This is a genomic window from Bradyrhizobium sp. Kon10 (assembly GCF_055807395.1).
The window spans coordinates 1-15705 of the sequence record NZ_JBVVOZ010000018.1 but is presented as its reverse complement, the minus strand read 5'-3'; the positions used below and the strand labels follow the sequence as shown (position 1 = coordinate 15705).

The window sequence follows — 15705 nt, the reverse complement described above, 5'->3', positions numbered from 1 at the left end:
ACATGATCGCGTCGAGTGTCGCGGGTTCGAGGAGGATTTTTCGTGCAAGAGACGGGCGTGCGCAACGGTGCCTTCGGTGCCGACAAATTCGGCTTAAAGAATCTCAAGCGGGTTCACTGGAATCTCGGCGCTCCGCAGCTCTATCAATATTCGCTCTCCGCGGGCGAGGCGGTGTTGTCCGCCGATGGCGCACTCTGCGCCGACACCGGCGAGTTCACCGGCCGCAGCCCGAAAGACAAGTTCACGGTGCGTGACGCCACCACTGACAAGAAGATGTGGTGGGCCGGCAACCAGTCGATCACCGCCGAGCAGTTCGAGACGCTCTACCAGGACTTCCTCAAGCACGCCGAAGGCAAGTCGCTATTCGCGCAGGATCTCTACGGCGGCGCCGATCCGGCCTACCGGATCAAGACCCGCGTCTTCACCGAGCTCGCCTGGCACTCGCTGTTCATCCGCACGCTCTTGATCCGCCCCGAGGCGGTCGAGCTGTCGAGCTTCACGCCGGAGCTCACCATCATCGACATGCCGAGCTTCCGCGCCGATCCGAAGCGCCATGGCTGCAAGTCGGAGAACGTCGTCGCCATCGACTTCGCCCGCAAGATCGTGCTCATCGGCGGCTCCTATTATGCCGGCGAGATGAAGAAGTCGGTGTTCACGACGCTGAACTATTACCTGCCCGAGCGCGGCGTGATGCCGATGCACTGCTCCGCCAATGTCGGCGCCAAGGGCGACACCGCCGTCTTCTTCGGCCTCTCCGGCACCGGCAAGACGACCCTGTCGGCCGATCCCAACCGCACGCTGATCGGCGACGACGAGCACGGCTGGGGCCCGAACGGCGTCTTCAATTTCGAAGGCGGCTGCTACGCCAAGTGCATCAAGCTGTCGAAGGAAGCCGAGCCCGAGATCTACGCCGCCTCGACCCGCTTCGGCGCGGTGCTCGAGAATTGCGTGCTCGACGAAGACACCCGCGTGGTCGATTTCGACGACGGCTCCAAGACCGAGAACACCCGTTCGGCCTACCCGCTCGAGTTCATCCCGAACGCCTCGCGCACCGGCCGCGCGCCGCAGCCGAAGAACGTGGTGATGCTCGCTGCCGACGCGTTCGGCGTGCTGCCGCCGATCGCAAAGCTGTCGCCGGCACAGGCGATGTATCACTTTCTGTCCGGCTATACCGCGAAGGTCGCCGGCACCGAGCGCGGCCTCGGCAGCGAGCCGCAGCCGGAGTTCTCGACCTGCTTCGGGTCGCCGTTCCTGCCGCTCGATCCATCCGTCTACGGCAACATGCTGCGCGACCTCATCGCCCAGCACAATGTCGACTGCTGGCTGGTCAACACGGGCTGGACCGGTGGCAAGTACGGCACTGGCTCGCGCATGCCGATCAAGGTGACCCGTGCGCTGCTCACCGCCGCGCTCGACGGAAGCTTGCGCAACGTCGAATTTCGCACCGACAAGTACTTTGGCTTCGCCGTCCCGACCGCACTGCCGGGCGTGCCCGCCGAGATCCTCAATCCGGTCAACACCTGGAAGGACAAGGACGAGTTCGACAAGACCGCGCGCGCGCTGGTCGGCATGTTCCAGAAGAACTTCGCCAGGTTCGAAGCCCAGGTCGACGCCGAGGTGCGTGCCGCTGCTCCGGACGTGAAGCTCGCGGCGGAGTGAGTTCGCTCCGTCTTCAATGCAAAAGGGCGGCCGCGAGGCCGCCTTTTTTTCCTTCTCCCCTTGTTGTGGGAGAAGGTGGCGCGAAGCGCCGGATGAGGGGTCTGTATCCACAAACTCGACTGCAAGAGAAGTGCTCGCGGAGAGAACCCCTCACCCGTCTCGCCGCTATGCGGCGAGCCACCCTCTCCCACAAGGGGAGAGGGAAAAAGCGGCTAGGCCTTGAAATACGCGATCTGCGTGCTCGTCGCGAGCAACCTTCCATTCGGCGACCACAGCTCGGCGTTCTGGTCGCCGTAGCTCTTGTGGAAGATCTTGGCATCGGCGGTCGCGAGCACGCGCGTAATGTCTTCGGCGGCGAGCTCTTCCGCATCTGTGTGGAAATAGGTCGTCAGCGACACCGTGCCGAACGGCACCAGCTCGCGCCGTGCATGGAAGATGCGGCCGAAGAAGGCGTCCGACATCGATATCAGCGACAGCATGTCGACCTTGCGCGGCACGCGATCGCCGATCCAGATTTTCGAATAGGTGCTGGCGAGTTCAGCCTGCGGCGGCCCGATCCGCAACTCGCCTTCGACGAAGCGAAATTCATATCGGTTGGCCCAGGACGCCGCCATTTTCGGGTACGGCAGCGTCTGCTCGAACGGCCTGGTATCAGGATATTTCGCCACCCTGTGCTCCCAGGACGGCCGCCGCTCGGCGAACACCGCGGTGGCGAGCGTTGCGACCTCGCCGCCGCCTTGCGACAGTTCGACGCTCCAGTGCTGGCTGGAGCGGTTGGCCTTCACCAGCCGGACATCGAGATCGAACGGACCCCTGGCGATCGGCGCGCAGTAATTGACCGTGAGCGCCAGCGGATCACCCGCAGCTTGCGGATGATCGATCAGCGCGCGCAAAATGGTCGCGGCGGTGGCGCCGCCGAACGGGCCGACAAAGGCCCAGTAATCGTCGCTGGTGTGCCCCTGCCAGCTGGAGTCGCCGGCGGTGACGCGCGTGGCGTCGTCGAAAGGATGTGGGAGCTTGGCATGCATGGCTGGTCCTCGATGCCGACCCGTCGTTATTGCGAGTGCAGCGAAGCAATCCGGAGTCTTTTCGCGGGGACAGTCTGGATTGCTTCGCTGCGCTCGCAATGGCGGTGTTGAGGTGACGGCGCAGTCTTGCTGCCATCGGCCTCTGCAGATGATGACGATCATATCATCATCCCCCGCGCGGAATGCAATGACTTCGCAGGTAAGGCCGATTTCGTAGCGCGGAAATATCAGCTCGCCGCGTCGCGCAGGTCCTCGGCCGCCTGGAACGGCGGCGTGACCGGATTGACCGGCACGTTCCAGATCTCCTCGGCGTACTCGCGGATGGTGCGGTCGGACGAGAACCACGCCATGCGTGCGACATTGAGAATACTGGCGCGCGTCCAGGCCGGCGCCACCTGCCAGCGCGCGTCGACGCTGCGCTGCGCCTCGTAGTAGGAGTCGAAATCGGCGCTGACCATGTAGTGGTCGAGATAGCGCAGCGCATGCGCGATCGATTCGAATCGGCCGGGATCGCCGGGCGAGAACTCGCCGCCGCCGATCGCATTGATGGCGCGCTGGAGCTTCGGCGAATTGCGGATCACGTCGGAGGCGTCGAGCCCCTGCTTGCGCCGGATCATCACGTCCCCGGCCTCCATGCCGAAGATCGCGATGTTCTCTGCGCCGACATGGTCGCGGATCTCGATATTGGCGCCGTCGAGCGTGCCGATGGTGAGCGCGCCGTTCAAGGACAGCTTCATGTTGCCGGTGCCGGAGGCTTCCATGCCGGCGGTCGAGATCTGCTCGGACAGGTCGGCCGCGGGAATGATCACTTCCGCGAGGCTGACATTGTAGTCGGGCAGGAACACGACCTTGAGCTTGCCCCCGATCGCGGGATCGTTGTTGACGACCTCCGCAACGTCGTTGATCAGCTTGATGATCAGCTTGGCGTAGCGGTAGCTCGCCGCAGCCTTGCCGGCGAAGATCTTCACCCGCGGCACCCAGTTGCCGTTGGGATCGTCCTTCATCGCCTGGTACAGCGCGACGGTCTCGATCACGTTGAGCAGCTGGCGCTTGTATTCGTGGATGCGCTTGATCTGCACGTCGAACAGCGCGCTGGGATCGACCTTGATGCCGAGCCGCTCGCCGATCAGCCGCGCCAACGCCGTCTTGTTGTGATGCTTGACGGCGCGGAATTTCTTCTGGAATTCGACGTCGCTGGCGCGCGCTTCCATCAATCTGAGCTGGGTCGGATCGTCGAGCACGGCTTCGCCGCAGGCCTCGCGCAACAGGTCGGTCAGCCTGGGGTTCGCCAGCATCAGCCAGCGGCGGAAGGTGATGCCGTTGGTCTTGTTGGTGATGCGGCCGGGATAGAGATGGTTGAGATCGTGGAACACGGTCTCGCGCATCAAATCCGAATGCATCGCCGAAACGCCGTTGATGCGGTGCGAGCCGACGAAGGCGAGCTGGCCCATGCGCACGCGCCGGCCGCTCCTCTCGTCGATCAGCGAGACCGAGGCGCGGAAATCGATGTCGCCGGGCGCCCGCGCTTCGGCGAGTGCGAGATGCTGCACGTTGATGCGGTAGATGATCTCGAGATGCCGCGGCAACAGACGCTCGAACAGCTCGACCGGCCAGGTCTCCAGCGCCTCGGGCAACAGCGTGTGGTTGGTGTAGGACAGCGTCGCGACCGTGATCTTCCAGGCTTCGTCCCAGCGGAAATTGTGATCGTCGATCAGGATCCGCATCAGCTCGGTGACGGCAAGGCTCGGATGGGTGTCGTTGAGCTGCACCGCGACCTTGGACGACAGGCTGCGCAGCTGGCCGTCGGACGCGAGATGACGTTTGATGAGATCCTGAAGCGAAGCCGAGACGAAGAAATATTCCTGGCGCAGGCGCAACTCGCGCCCCGCAGGGCTCTCGTCATTCGGATAGAGGAATTTGCAGATCGCTTCGGCGCGCGACTGCTCGGCGCTGGCGCTGACATAGTCGCCGGTGTTGAAGGCGTCGAGCTTCAGCGGATCGGGCGAGCGCGCCGACCACAGCCGCAGCGCGTTGACGTGCTGGCCGCGCCAGCCGACGATCGGCGTGTCATAGGCCATCGCCTGCACGGTCTCGGACGGATGCCAGATCGCGCGGTCGCGGCCCTTGTCATCGACATGCTCGACGCCGCCGCCGAATTTGATGTCATAGATCACTTCCGGCCGCTGCAATTCCCAGGGGTTGCCGAAGCCGAGCCATTCGTCCGGATACTCCTGCTGCCAGCCCTGATTGATGATCTGGCGGAACAGACCGTAATCGTAGCGGATGCCGTAGCCGATCGCGGGAATCGACAACGTTGCCATGCTCTCCATGAAGCAGGCGGCGAGCCGCCCGAGGCCGCCATTGCCGAGCGCCGCATCCGGCTCGCATTTGCGCAGCTCGGGCAAGGAGACGCCGAGGTCACCGAGCGCGACCTCGAAGATCTTCAACAGGCCCATATTGTTGAGCGCGTCGGTGAAGAGCCGGCCGATCAGGAATTCGAGCGAGAGGTAGTAGACGCGCTTGCGCCCCGCGTCGTAGCTGCGCTTCTCGGCGGTCAACCAGCGGTGCACGATGCGGTCGCGCAGCGTCAGCGCCGCGGCCTGGTACCAGTCGTGCTTGGTCGCCATGCCCGCGTCCTTGCCGATAGCAAGCCGCAGCTTCGCCAGGATCGCACCTTTGATCTCAGCCAGCGCGAGTTCGTCGATGGGCTGACCGGGGGCGGGAAAACTTGGCTGAAACGATTGATCTTGCAAGGCCGTCACTTCCTGGTCGCGAGAACACCACTCACACTACGCATGCTTCCGGACCGAAACCATCACCGGCGCGGCCGTGCACAGCACTGGCGCAAATTTATGCAAGGAATGGGCCGGTTTGGGAACCCGGATCAGCACGGGGAAGTGTGGATTCGATGCTAGATTAGGGGACAATTCAGCCTTCACTGTGGAGGAAACGCCCATGGCACTGCTGACGAGATCGCAGATGAGACTGCTGATCGAAACCACGGCCGTCGTCCTGTTCATCGTCTGCATCACCGCCTCCGGCAGCGCGTTCGCCGCCGGCAAGCCCGGCCGCGGCGCCGACGGCCTGAGCTGCGGCTTCGCGCTCCCGCAAAATGCGTCGCCCGCCGCGCGCTGCGCCGCGATCAAGCGGCAGTGCGGCGGGAAGTTTTATGCGAACGCGTGCGGGGACAAGTTGATGTCGGCGGTGAATTGAGTCGAAGATCGTGCGACAAATAAAGTGTCGTCCTGGCGAAAGCCAGGACCCATTACCCCGACTGTCAGAGAAGCCCTGAACGGTCATTCCAATCCGGATTCTCTTCCTCGATTAGCTTGATCTTCCAATCCCGCTTCCAGAACTTCAATTGTTTCTCGCGTGCGATCGCCTCCTGCGGCGTCGCGAATGCTTCGACGTGCACGAGGCGGAAGATCTTGTACTTCTGCACGAAATTGGAGCCACGACCCGAGCGATGCAGTTCGAGCCGCGCGCGGATGTCGTTGGTCACGCCGATGTAGATCGTACCGTGGTGACGGCTTGCGAGAATATAGACGTAATAGCTGCCTGCGCTCATGGGTGCGGCTCAAGTTTGCCAAAGCAACGCTGACCGGGGTAATGGGTCCTGGCTTTCGCCAGGACGACGACCTCAACAGTCAGTCTTTCAACATCAGAACAAATTAAGAACACTTTAGCAAGTCTTTGATATATCATGGTGATTCGGCGCGTTGCCGATACAACATCTAGGGTCTGTCAGACGTCGCGAGGACTACATGTCCACCATTGCCTTCGATCAATTTGCCCTCACCCGGATCGCCGATTTCGCGCGGTCGCTGTCGCGGCTGCACCAGACGGCGCGGCGCCACGCGGTGGACGACGATCAGTTCGACCGCGAGTTCAACGCGGTGTGCCAGTCGATCTGGGGCTACACCATCGACGACGTCAGCGACGATCTGTTCTCGGCCGAGGATCATTTGTTTCTCGACACGCTGGACGAAGCGCATGCGCGCATCTTTGCGGCCGAGCAGGGGTATGACCTCGTTGGCGATCAGGGTATGCTGACCGACTGGTGGGGCTTTTGCTGGATGATCCTGGCCGAGAAGCGCGGCCTGCTCACCCAGGACAACCGCGCCGCCGCGCGCGCGGCAATCGAGGAGAAATATCTGGCGGCGCCGAACGTGATTGGGGTGATTATCGGGCGGTGACGCTCTCTCCTCCCGTCATTGCGAGCGCAGCGAGGCAATCCAGAATCTCTCCGCGGAGGCAGTCTGGATTGCTTCGTCGCAAGCGCTCCTCGCAATGACGACTTGGTGAGGGGCGGGGCTTTAATCCAATCCCGCCCGCTTTGCCGATTTCGCCTGTGTCTTCGGCACCGCCACATCAGGCAGCGTCTCGCGCACGATCTCCGCGGCTGGCGCATCCGCCGCCACCGTCTCCGCCCGCACCGGCGCCACCTTCATTTCGCCGAGCCGCGCGCGGATCTGCGCGGTGAGGCCGGGATAGGAGGCGACCGGGGTGAACTCCGCGGTCTGGTCGTTGCCGAGGCGGATGCCGGTATAGGCCACGAGGCCGTCGCTGGTGGCGATCACGTCGCCAGCCTTCAGCGACGGATCCAGCGCGAGATCGACCGGGGCGAGGCCAGCCGGCTCACGGCCGTTGCAGGTGCAGTCCGCGCGCAGCGCCTTGCGGTAGGCGAATGCGTTCTCGCTGTCGGCGTAACGTTCGCCGGTCTGTGCCGTGGCGCCGTCGATGCTCGAGCCGAAAAAGACCTTCGTGGTGGTGGCCGGACAGAAGGCCTGACACATCTGCGCCGGCGAGGCGATGCCGCGCATCAGCGGAAAATATTTGCCGTCGCAGCTGCGCACGCAGAACGCCGGGCCCGAGCCGCCGGCCGCGGCCGAGCGCGTCGGCGGGACATTTTGCGGGGTTGCGGCATTTTGCTGGCCGGTGAAGGGATCCGCGTACGGGTTCGCCTGCTGCGGGCGCTGCTGCTGCGCGCCGCCGAACAAGAAGTCGAACAGGCCTTCGGCCGAAACGGGGGCAGGCGCCGCAAGCAGCGGGCTTGCGAACATGGCGGCCACCAGCATCGCGCGACGCCGCCGGCGCGCATGGGACATAATTGTACGCAACGCTTACTCCACCCGACGCAACGCAACGCAACCCGCCGAGAGCAATCGTCCCAGCTTCCGATTCACCATAAAGGGGGATGGTAAATGAGGGGTTGAGCGGGCGCTCTCAGCGCGAGCGAAGCTCGTCGCGGTCTCGTAAGAACGGGGCGAGGGGGAAGGACTTCAAGCCGTCAAGAATTCCGAGGCCTTGTAGAGCGAGCGGAACGGCAGGCCGGCCGCGCCGAACGTGTCGGTGGCGCCTTCCTCGCGGTCGACCATGGTCAGCACCAACACTACTTCGGCGCCCATCTCGCGCACCGATTCCACCGCCTTCATCGCCGACCCGCCAGTGGTCGTGACGTCCTCGACGATCACAACGCGCTTGCCCTCCAGGCTCTCGCCCCTGGGCAGGCCCTCAATCGCGAGCTTCGCACCGTGCTCCTTCGGCTTCTTGCGCACGAAGAACGCCGCGATCGGATGGCCCTTGATCCAGGAGATCTGCGCCAGCGCGCCCGCCAGCGGCACCGCGCCCATCTCCAGCCCGCCGATGAAATCGAGCTGGTCGTCCTTCAGCGTCTCATAGGTCAATTCGGCGAGCAGCGTCGCGCCTTCCGGATCCAGCATGGTCGGCTTCAGGTTGAAGTAGAAATCGCTCTTGCGGCCCGACGCAAGCGTCACCTCGCCGCGCCCAAAGGAGCGCCGGCGGATGATTTCGAACAGGCGGGCGCGGGAGGCTGATTTCGACACGGTGGTCCCTCGAGGGCGTTTTTAGCGGGAAGCGGAATTTATCCGCCCGGGCGGTGACATTCCAGAGGGCACGGGTCCCGTCAACAGGGATCGGCCAACGGTCGGCCATCCACGTCCGCCGGTTGTGGGGTCGCGACCTCCGGAGTAGTAGCCGAGAGCCAGAGCATCTTGGGAAGGAAACGGGCAAATGACCATCGAGCTGCACACCTGGAACACGCCGAACGGCCGCAAAATCTCTGTCGCGCTGGAGGAAATGGGCCTGTCCTACAGGGTGATCCCGGTCAACATCAGCAAGGGCGAGCAGATGGCGCCTGGGTTCCTCAAGATTTCTCCGAATAACAAGATCCCCGCGATCGTCGATCCCGACGGGCCGGACGGCAAGCCCGTCAGCGTGTTCGAATCCGGCGCGATCCTGCTTTATCTGGGCGAAAAGACCGGCAAATTCCTTCCCAAACCGCTTTCGGAACGAATCCCCGTCTACGAATGGCTGATGTGGCAGATGGGCGGCTTCGGCCCGATGCCCGGCCAGGTGCACCATTTCATCGCGCTCGAGAACGAGCAGGACCGCGCCTACGGCCTCAAGCGCTACACGGCGGAGACCCGCCGGCTCTATGGCGTGTTGGACCGCCGCCTGGACGGCCACGACTTCGTCGCCGGCGAGCTCTCGGTGGCCGATTTCGCCATCCTGGGCTGGGCCTGGCGCCATCCGCGCCACAAGGTGGATCTGGCCGATTTCCCCAACGTCAAGCGCTGGTACGAGGCCCTGATGGCCCGGCCGGCGGTGAAGCGGGGCATGGAGGCGAAGCTGGATTGAGGCGGGTCTTCTCCCTCTCCCCGTTCTTACGGGGCCGCGACGAGCTTCGCTCGCGCTGAGAGGGTCGGGGTGAGGGGGCGGGGAGAGGTGAAAAAACCATCACACCTTCCGCGCCTCGACCGCCATCCGCACCGCGAGGCCGGCCAGCACCGTGCCCATCAGCCAGCGTTGCACCAGCATCCAGCTCGGCCGGCTCTTCAAGAACAACGCAATCGAACCTGCCGCGAGCGCGATCACAGCGTTGACGCTTACGCTGATCGCAATCTGGATCGCGCCGAGCACGATCGACTGCGCCAGCACGCTGCCGGCGGCGGGATCGATGAATTGCGGCAGCAGTGCCAGATAGAGCATCGCGATCTTCGGGTTGAGCAGATTGGTGACGAATCCCATCGCGAACAGTTTCTGTGGGCTGTCGATCGCGAGCTGCTTGACCTGGAACGGTGAGCGCCCGCCCGGCTTCATCGCCTGCCAGGCCAGCCACAGCAGATAACCGGCACCCGCAAAGCGAAGCGCGTCATAGGCAAAGGGAACGGCGAGCAGCAGCGCCGTGATGCCGAACGCCGTCGCCAGCATGTAAAACATGAAGCCGAGCGCCACGCCGCCGAGCGAGACGATGCCCGCCGTTGGCCCCTGCGTGATCGAGCGCGAGATCAGATAGATCATGTTCGGTCCGGGTGTCAGCACCAGGCCGAAGGAAACGAGAGCGAAGCCGAGCAGGGCGGAGGTGTGCGGCATGGGTGAACCGGTGCGGGAGATGGCACGATTCTAATCTGCGCTTCGTGGCGCTGCCATCATGCAATTGCTCGGAGGACAATTCAGTATGGTCCTACGGCTCGGCCTGCGCGGTAGCGATGAACGCCGCTAGACGCTCCATCGCCAATCGTAACGGTTCTGCCAGTGAAGGATCGGCGGCGATGCTGTGTTCGTCCCAGGCGCCGCCAAGTAGCGGTAGCGTCACGCAGGCCTCTGTGGCCAGCCGGGCGGACATCGTCTCCAGCGTCAGCGTCAGGGCGGCCAACGCGTGCGTCGCGCGCGGTGACGTATTGATCAAGGCAACCGGCTTGTCGGGAAATTCTTTGCTGCCGACAAGCCAGTCGAGCGCGTTCTTGAGCACGCCCGCGATGCCGCGGGCATATTCGGGACTCGAGATCAGGAGCCCGTCGGCGCTCCCGATCAGCTTGCGCATCGCGCGGACCGGCGCAGGCCCGTCATCGCCGTCCAGGTCTGGATTGAAGAAAGGCAGGTCCGCAATTCCCTCGAACAGGACCACCTCCACACCAGCAGGCGCGAGCCGCGCCGCTGCGCGCAACACCGCGGAATTGCTCGAACCCGCGCGCAGGCTGCCGGAGATGGCGGCGATCTTCATAGCGATTGCCGTCAATGCGCCTCGTCCCAATTATTCGCCGCGCGCGCGTCGACATGCAGCGGCACGGAGAGCAGTACGGCGGGGAACGGCGCGTCCTGCATGACGTGCTGGACGACCGGAAGCGTCGCGGCGACCTCCGCGTCGGGCACCTCGAAGATCAATTCGTCATGCACCTGGAGCAGCATCTGCGCCGAGAGCTTTTTCTCGGCGAGTGCGTCCTCCACCCGCGTCATGGCGCGGCGGATGATGTCGGCCGCGGTGCCCTGAAGCCGTGCGTTGATCGCGGCGCGTTCGTTGAAGGCGCGCACCGAGGCATTCGAGGCCTTGATGTCGGGATAGTGGCACTTGCGGCCGAACAGCGTGGTGACATAGCCGTGGTTGCGGCAGAAATCGCGGGTCTCGTCCATGTAGGCGCGGATGCCGGGGAAGCGCTCGAAGTATTTCTTGATGTAGGCCGAGGCCTCTTCGCGCGCGATGCCGAGCTGATTGGCGAGGCCGAACGCCGAGATGCCGTAGATGATGCCGAAATTGATCGCTTTCGCACGGCGGCGGATCTCGCTCGGCATGCCCTTGATCGGCACCCCGAACATTTCCGACGCGGTCATGGCGTGAATGTCGAGCCCGTCCTTGAAGGCCTGCTTCAGCACGGGAATGTCGGCGATCTCGGCAAGCAGCCGCAGCTCGATCTGCGAATAGTCGGCGGAGACGAGCTTGTGCCCGGGCGTTGCGATGAAGGCGCGGCGGATCTTCCGGCCATCCTCGGTGCGAACCGGAATGTTCTGCAAGTTCGGCTCGTTCGACGACAGCCGGCCGGTCGTGGTCGCGGCCAGCGCGTAGGTCGTGTGTACGCGATGGGTCTGCGGATGGACGTAGGTCGGCAGCGCGTCGGTGTAGGTCGATTTCAGCTTCGAGACCTGCCGCCATTCCAGAATTTTCTTCGGGAAGTCGTGGCCCTGCTCGGCGAGTTCGTCGAGCACTTGCGCGGTGGTCGACCACGCGCCGGTCTTGGTCTTGGTGCCGCCGGAGAGCCCCATCTTGCCGAACAGGATGTCGCCGATCTGCTTGGGGCTGCCGACATTGACCGGCTCGCCTGCGATTTCCTGGATCTCGGCCTCGACGCGGGCCGCGGTCTGGGCGAAATCGCCGGAGAGACGTGACAGCACCTGGCGGTCGATCGAGATGCCGCGCCGTTCCATGCGCGCGAGCACCGAGACCAGCGGTCGCTCGAGCGTCTCGTAGACGGTGGTCATGTGCTCGGCGACGAGGCGCGGCTTCAACACGCGCCAGACGCGCAAGGTCACGTCGGCGCCTTCGGCCGACAGCGGCGTGGCCTTTTCGATCGGGACCTGGTCGAAGCTGATCTTGCCCTTGCCGCTGCCGAGCAGCTCGCTCTCCTTCAGCATGGCGTGGCCGAACCACCGCTCTGCGAGCGATTCGATCGCGTGCGAGCCGCGACCGGCGTCGAGCACGTAGGAGATCAATTGCGCATCGTCGGTGTTGCGCAGCGTGATGCCGTGCTGCGCCAGCATGACGGCGGTGAATTTGACGTCGTAGCCGATCTTGAGGATGCCGGCCGATTCCAGCACCGGCCGCAGCGCCTCGATCGCATCGGCATGCCTGACCTGGTCGGGCGCGAGGCCGGCATCGAATAGGCCCGCACCGCCGCCGGACTGCTTGTGCGCCAGCGGCACATAGCAGGCATCGTTCGGCGCCAGCGCCAGCGCGATGCCGCAGAGGTCGGCCTGCATCGGATCGATCGAGTTCGCCCGGATCTCGACCGCGACATGGCCGGCATCATGGATGCGCGCGACAAAGGCGTTGAGCTCCTTGAGGGTCTTGATCGCCTGGTATTTGCTCCGGTCGACCGGAAGCTTGCGCAGCGCCTCTTCGCGCGCCGCGGCGAGCGAGATCGGCGCGCCCTTGGGGCTCGCGGCCTTGTCCTCCTTGCTCGCCGATATGTTGCGCTCGCCCGGCCGGGCTTGCACCGGGGCGCCGGTTCCCGGCGTCGGGACGACGTCGGAGGGCGGCAGCGGCGAGAACACGCTGGCGCCGCTCGCATAGCCGGGATCGGCATCCACATTGGCCGGGTCGATCTGCGAATAATCGGCGACGCGACGCGTCAGCGTGGTGAATTCCATCGCCTTCAGGAAGGCGACCAGCTTGCGGGCGTCGGGCTCGTGAACCGCGAGATCGTCCAGCGGCACCTCCAGTTCGACCTTGTCGTCGAGCAGCACGAGCTGCCGCGAGATGCGCGCCTTCTCCGCGTGCTCGATCAGCGCTTCGCGCCGCTTCGGTTGCTTGATCTCGGTGGCGCGGAACAGCAGCTGGTCGAGGTCGCCATATTCGGTGATCAGTTGTGCGGCGGTCTTGATGCCGATGCCGGGCACGCCAGGTACGTTGTCGGTGGAATCGCCGGCCAGCGCCTGCACCTCCACCACCTTCTCCGGCGGCACGCCGAATTTTTCGATCACCTCCGCTATGCCGATGCGGCGATCCTTCATGGTGTCGTACATGGTGACGCAATCGGTGACGAGTTGCATCAGGTCCTTGTCGGACGACACGATGGTGGCGGTCGCGCCGCGCTCGCAGGCCTGCCGCACATAGGTGGCGATCAAATCGTCGGCCTCGAAGCCCACCTGTTCCAGGCAGGGCAGGTCGAAGGCGCGCACCGCTTCGCGGATCAATGCGAATTGCGGGATCAGATCGTCCGGGGCCGGCGGCCGGTGCGCCTTGTATTCCGGATAGATCTTGTTGCGGAAGGTGATCTCCGACTTGTCGAAGATGATCGCCAGATGCGTCGGCCGGTCGTCCTCGGGCATCTCGCGCAGCAGCTTCCACAGCATGTTGCAGAAGCCGAGTACGGCATTGACCTGCAGCCCGTCGGACTTGCGGTTCAGCGGCGGCAGCGCGTGATAGGCGCGGAAGATGTAGGAGGAACCGTCGACCAGGAAGACATGGTCGCCCTTCCCAGCCGCCTTCGCGGCGACGGGTTTGGCAGCAGCGTATTTGCTATCGGCTGGCGGCTTGGGCGCAGCAACCTGGGTCTCAGCTTTGGCGGTGGTCTTCGGGGAGGTTTTGGGCATGGCGGCAATGTATGAATTTCTGCGGGTTTTGACAGCCTTGGGAAGGGGATTTTTGGCTTGCTGGAGCCGCTATCCCCACTGTCATTCCCCGCGAAGGCGGGGAATCCAGTACGCCGCGGCTTCTCGGCTGAATTACTGACGTCTCGGCGTACTGGGTCGCCCGGTCAAGCCGTGCGACGACAGCGAGAGGGCGGGCTACTCCGCCGCCTGCAACCGAGCCCCGGCCTTCTTCGGCGCGATCCAGAATGCATCCGGCCGCTCGAACAGGAAGTTGGCGTGGAGGCGCAGCGCGGCCTGCCAGATCGCCAGCGATCCGAGCACGCCGGCGACGGTGACGATCAGCGACATCGTGCCGATTTCGGGAATGACGCCGGTGCGCAGCAGCAGCGTGCGCGTTGCCGCCATCGGCAGGAAAAAGCCGAGATAGATCACGATCGAATGCTCGCCGCAGAAGCGCAGGAGCTTCAGCCAATGGGCGCGCGCGAGCAGTGTGCCCATGACGATGATGGCGCAGGCGCCGGTAAAGCCGAGCACGAGCGAGACGATCTTCCATTCGCTTGCGCCGAGCGCGACCATGCCCGCATTGATCAGTGCCCATGCCGCCAGCGCTGCCAGCGCGAGCGCAGGATGTTTGCGCGCACGATCCGACAGCGCGAACACGTAAGGCGCGAACAGATAGCCGGAATAGAAATAGACGAAGCGCGCGCAGAACTCGTCGATCGCAGTCCAGCCGGTCGCGATGCGTGCCGTTTCCAGCGCTGCCGCGACCATCCAGATCGCGAGCGGGGGAAATCGCCGTGTCGATTTTGTGACGACGAAGAAGATCGGCAGCAGGTAGATGAACCAGAGCGTGCCGAACGGCTCGATGAAGGATCCGAGATACAGCAGGCCCGCGTCGCGCCAACTCGTCTCCGCCGCGAACGCAGGCGCCTTGAAGCCGAACTGGATTGTCACCCAGACGACATAAAAATAGGCGAAATGCACCACCTTGCGGTCGAGATAGGTTCGCCAATCGCGGTCGATCACCAGTGGCAGGAAAAGGCCCGAAATCAGGAAGAAGTCCGGTATCCGGAACGGCTTGGCGAAGGCCACGACGACATGCATGAAACCGGTCTCGCCGGCCGCGAGCTCGACGCCCAGCACCGAATGCATCATCACGACCATGACGATGCAGATGCCTTTGGCATAGTCGACCCAGTCGACACGCGTGGTCGCCGGGGCCTTAAAGCCTCCGCTCGCGCCGATTGTGCCGATTGGTGTCATGTTGTCCCTGTTCGACGCGTGTTCCGTCCGGTGCTGTCCGGGATCGTGGCAGTGTGGGGCCTTGTGGTTTCCGACTTCTTTACTGGTACAAATCACGTGCCGGTTTGCGGATGCGGGCTGTTCCTTCCCAGCAGGAAAATGCTAAACCGCCCCGAATTGGGGTTTCGTTAACCAGGATAGACAGGGCTTATTCAATGCGCATCGCGATGATCGGCACGGGCTATGTGGGACTGGTGTCCGGCGCCTGCTTTGCGGATTTCGGTCACGACGTCACCTGCGTCGACAAGGACGAGAAGAAGATCGCGGCACTTCATCGCGGCGAGATCCCGATCTACGAGCCCGGGCTGGACGAACTGGTCGCGACCAACGTCAAGGCCAAGCGGCTCGGCTTTACCACCGACCTGTCCAAGCCGGTCGCGGACGCCGATGCGGTCTTCATCGCGGTCGGCACGCCGTCGCGTCGCGGCGACGGTCACGCCGATCTCTCCTATGTCTACGCCGCCGCGAAAGAGATCGCGCAGTCGCTCACCGGCTTCACCGTCGTGGTGACCAAGTCGACCGTGCCGGTCGGCACCGGCGATGAGGTCGAGCGCATCATTCGCGAGACCAATCCGTTAGCCGACGTGGTCGTTGCCTCCAACCCCGA

At 64.0% G+C, this 15705-nt stretch carries 14 protein-coding genes; 5 read left to right on the top strand and 9 right to left on the bottom strand.

The window, feature by feature from the left end; translation table 11 throughout:
- The first annotated feature begins 42 nt into the window (after positions 1 to 42).
- Entirely contained in the window at positions 43 to 1659 is a 1617-nt protein-coding gene (locus AC0L2O_RS23510; protein ID WP_473371368.1) for a phosphoenolpyruvate carboxykinase, read from the top strand.
- Between the two features lie 212 nt (positions 1660 to 1871).
- Here AC0L2O_RS23510 and AC0L2O_RS23505 read toward each other — a convergent pair whose 3' ends face one another.
- Together AC0L2O_RS23505 and AC0L2O_RS23500 are read right to left on the bottom strand one after the other, a co-directional pair.
- Complete coding sequence (locus AC0L2O_RS23505; RefSeq protein WP_473371367.1) at positions 1872 to 2687, bottom strand: acyl-CoA thioesterase; 816 nt, start codon at positions 2685 to 2687, stop codon at positions 1872 to 1874.
- 227 nt (positions 2688 to 2914) lie between these two features.
- The gene (locus AC0L2O_RS23500) at positions 2915 to 5440 is read right to left on the bottom strand and encodes a glycogen/starch/alpha-glucan phosphorylase (RefSeq protein ID WP_473371366.1); all 2526 of its coding nucleotides are present in this window, start codon (positions 5438 to 5440) and stop codon (positions 2915 to 2917) included.
- Positions 5441 to 5642: 202 nt separating this feature from the next.
- Between AC0L2O_RS23500 and AC0L2O_RS23495 the strand changes: the two genes are divergently transcribed.
- On the top strand, positions 5643 to 5900 hold the full coding sequence (locus AC0L2O_RS23495; RefSeq protein ID WP_473371365.1) for a hypothetical protein: 258 nt from the start codon (positions 5643 to 5645) through the stop codon (positions 5898 to 5900).
- A gap of 64 nt (positions 5901 to 5964) precedes the next feature.
- Here AC0L2O_RS23495 and AC0L2O_RS23490 read toward each other — a convergent pair whose 3' ends face one another.
- A complete protein-coding gene (locus tag AC0L2O_RS23490) occupies positions 5965 to 6255 on the bottom strand; it encodes a GIY-YIG nuclease family protein (RefSeq protein ID WP_473371364.1) in 291 nt (96 codons plus the stop codon).
- A gap of 196 nt (positions 6256 to 6451) precedes the next feature.
- Between AC0L2O_RS23490 and AC0L2O_RS23485 the strand changes: the two genes are divergently transcribed.
- Positions 6452 to 6883 (top strand): hypothetical protein, encoded by a 432-nt coding sequence (locus AC0L2O_RS23485; RefSeq protein ID WP_473371363.1) that lies wholly within the window; start codon positions 6452 to 6454, stop codon positions 6881 to 6883.
- A 120-nt stretch (positions 6884 to 7003) separates the two neighbouring features.
- Here AC0L2O_RS23485 and AC0L2O_RS23480 read toward each other — a convergent pair whose 3' ends face one another.
- Together AC0L2O_RS23480 and pyrE are read right to left on the bottom strand one after the other, a co-directional pair.
- A complete protein-coding gene (locus tag AC0L2O_RS23480; RefSeq protein WP_473371436.1) occupies positions 7004 to 7765 on the bottom strand; it encodes a DUF2865 domain-containing protein in 762 nt (253 codons plus the stop codon).
- A gap of 204 nt (positions 7766 to 7969) precedes the next feature.
- On the bottom strand, positions 7970 to 8533 hold the full coding sequence (gene pyrE / locus AC0L2O_RS23475) for an orotate phosphoribosyltransferase (RefSeq protein WP_369719659.1): 564 nt from the start codon (positions 8531 to 8533) through the stop codon (positions 7970 to 7972).
- Between the two features lie 187 nt (positions 8534 to 8720).
- Here pyrE and AC0L2O_RS23470 point away from each other — a divergent pair, with 187 nt between their 5' ends.
- On the top strand, positions 8721 to 9347 hold the full coding sequence (locus AC0L2O_RS23470; RefSeq protein WP_473371362.1) for a glutathione S-transferase family protein: 627 nt from the start codon (positions 8721 to 8723) through the stop codon (positions 9345 to 9347).
- Between the two features lie 99 nt (positions 9348 to 9446).
- Here the strand turns inward: AC0L2O_RS23470 and AC0L2O_RS23465 are convergent, their stop codons facing one another.
- From AC0L2O_RS23465 to AC0L2O_RS23450, 4 genes are all read right to left on the bottom strand, one after another.
- Positions 9447 to 10082, bottom strand: a complete 636-nt coding sequence (locus tag AC0L2O_RS23465) for a LysE family translocator (RefSeq protein ID WP_473371361.1) — start codon at positions 10080 to 10082, stop codon at positions 9447 to 9449.
- A gap of 91 nt (positions 10083 to 10173) precedes the next feature.
- On the bottom strand, positions 10174 to 10713 hold the full coding sequence (locus AC0L2O_RS23460; protein WP_473371360.1) for an NADPH-dependent FMN reductase: 540 nt from the start codon (positions 10711 to 10713) through the stop codon (positions 10174 to 10176).
- A gap of 11 nt (positions 10714 to 10724) precedes the next feature.
- Positions 10725 to 13796 carry a DNA polymerase I gene (gene polA / locus AC0L2O_RS23455; RefSeq protein WP_473371359.1) on the bottom strand — a complete coding sequence of 1024 codons (3072 nt, stop codon included), beginning with the start codon at positions 13794 to 13796 and terminating at the stop codon, positions 10725 to 10727.
- 195 nt (positions 13797 to 13991) lie between these two features.
- Positions 13992 to 15059, bottom strand: a complete 1068-nt coding sequence (locus tag AC0L2O_RS23450; RefSeq protein ID WP_473371358.1) for an acyltransferase family protein — start codon at positions 15057 to 15059, stop codon at positions 13992 to 13994.
- A 194-nt stretch (positions 15060 to 15253) separates the two neighbouring features.
- Between AC0L2O_RS23450 and AC0L2O_RS23445 the strand changes: the two genes are divergently transcribed.
- Positions 15254 to 15705 (top strand): 2-dehydropantoate 2-reductase N-terminal domain-containing protein (locus tag AC0L2O_RS23445; RefSeq protein ID WP_473371357.1); only part of this gene is annotated, 452 nt, incomplete at its 3' end.

Coding starts and splice junctions, on each gene's coding strand:
- AC0L2O_RS23465 (WP_473371361.1), bottom strand. CDS start 10,082: ATGCCGCACACCTCCGCCCTGCTCGGCTTCGCTCTCGTTTCCTTCGGC.
- AC0L2O_RS23505 (WP_473371367.1), bottom strand. CDS start 2,687: ATGCATGCCAAGCTCCCACATCCTTTCGACGACGCCACGCGCGTCACC.
- AC0L2O_RS23450 (WP_473371358.1), bottom strand. CDS start 15,059: ATGACACCAATCGGCACAATCGGCGCGAGCGGAGGCTTTAAGGCCCCG.
- AC0L2O_RS23470 (WP_473371362.1), top strand. CDS start 8,721: ATGACCATCGAGCTGCACACCTGGAACACGCCGAACGGCCGCAAAATC.
- AC0L2O_RS23460 (WP_473371360.1), bottom strand. CDS start 10,713: ATGAAGATCGCCGCCATCTCCGGCAGCCTGCGCGCGGGTTCGAGCAAT.
- AC0L2O_RS23485 (WP_473371363.1), top strand. CDS start 6,452: ATGTCCACCATTGCCTTCGATCAATTTGCCCTCACCCGGATCGCCGAT.
- polA (WP_473371359.1), bottom strand. CDS start 13,796: ATGCCCAAAACCTCCCCGAAGACCACCGCCAAAGCTGAGACCCAGGTT.
- AC0L2O_RS23495 (WP_473371365.1), top strand. CDS start 5,643: ATGGCACTGCTGACGAGATCGCAGATGAGACTGCTGATCGAAACCACG.
- AC0L2O_RS23480 (WP_473371436.1), bottom strand. CDS start 7,765: ATGCTGGTGGCCGCCATGTTCGCAAGCCCGCTGCTTGCGGCGCCTGCC.
- AC0L2O_RS23490 (WP_473371364.1), bottom strand. CDS start 6,255: ATGAGCGCAGGCAGCTATTACGTCTATATTCTCGCAAGCCGTCACCAC.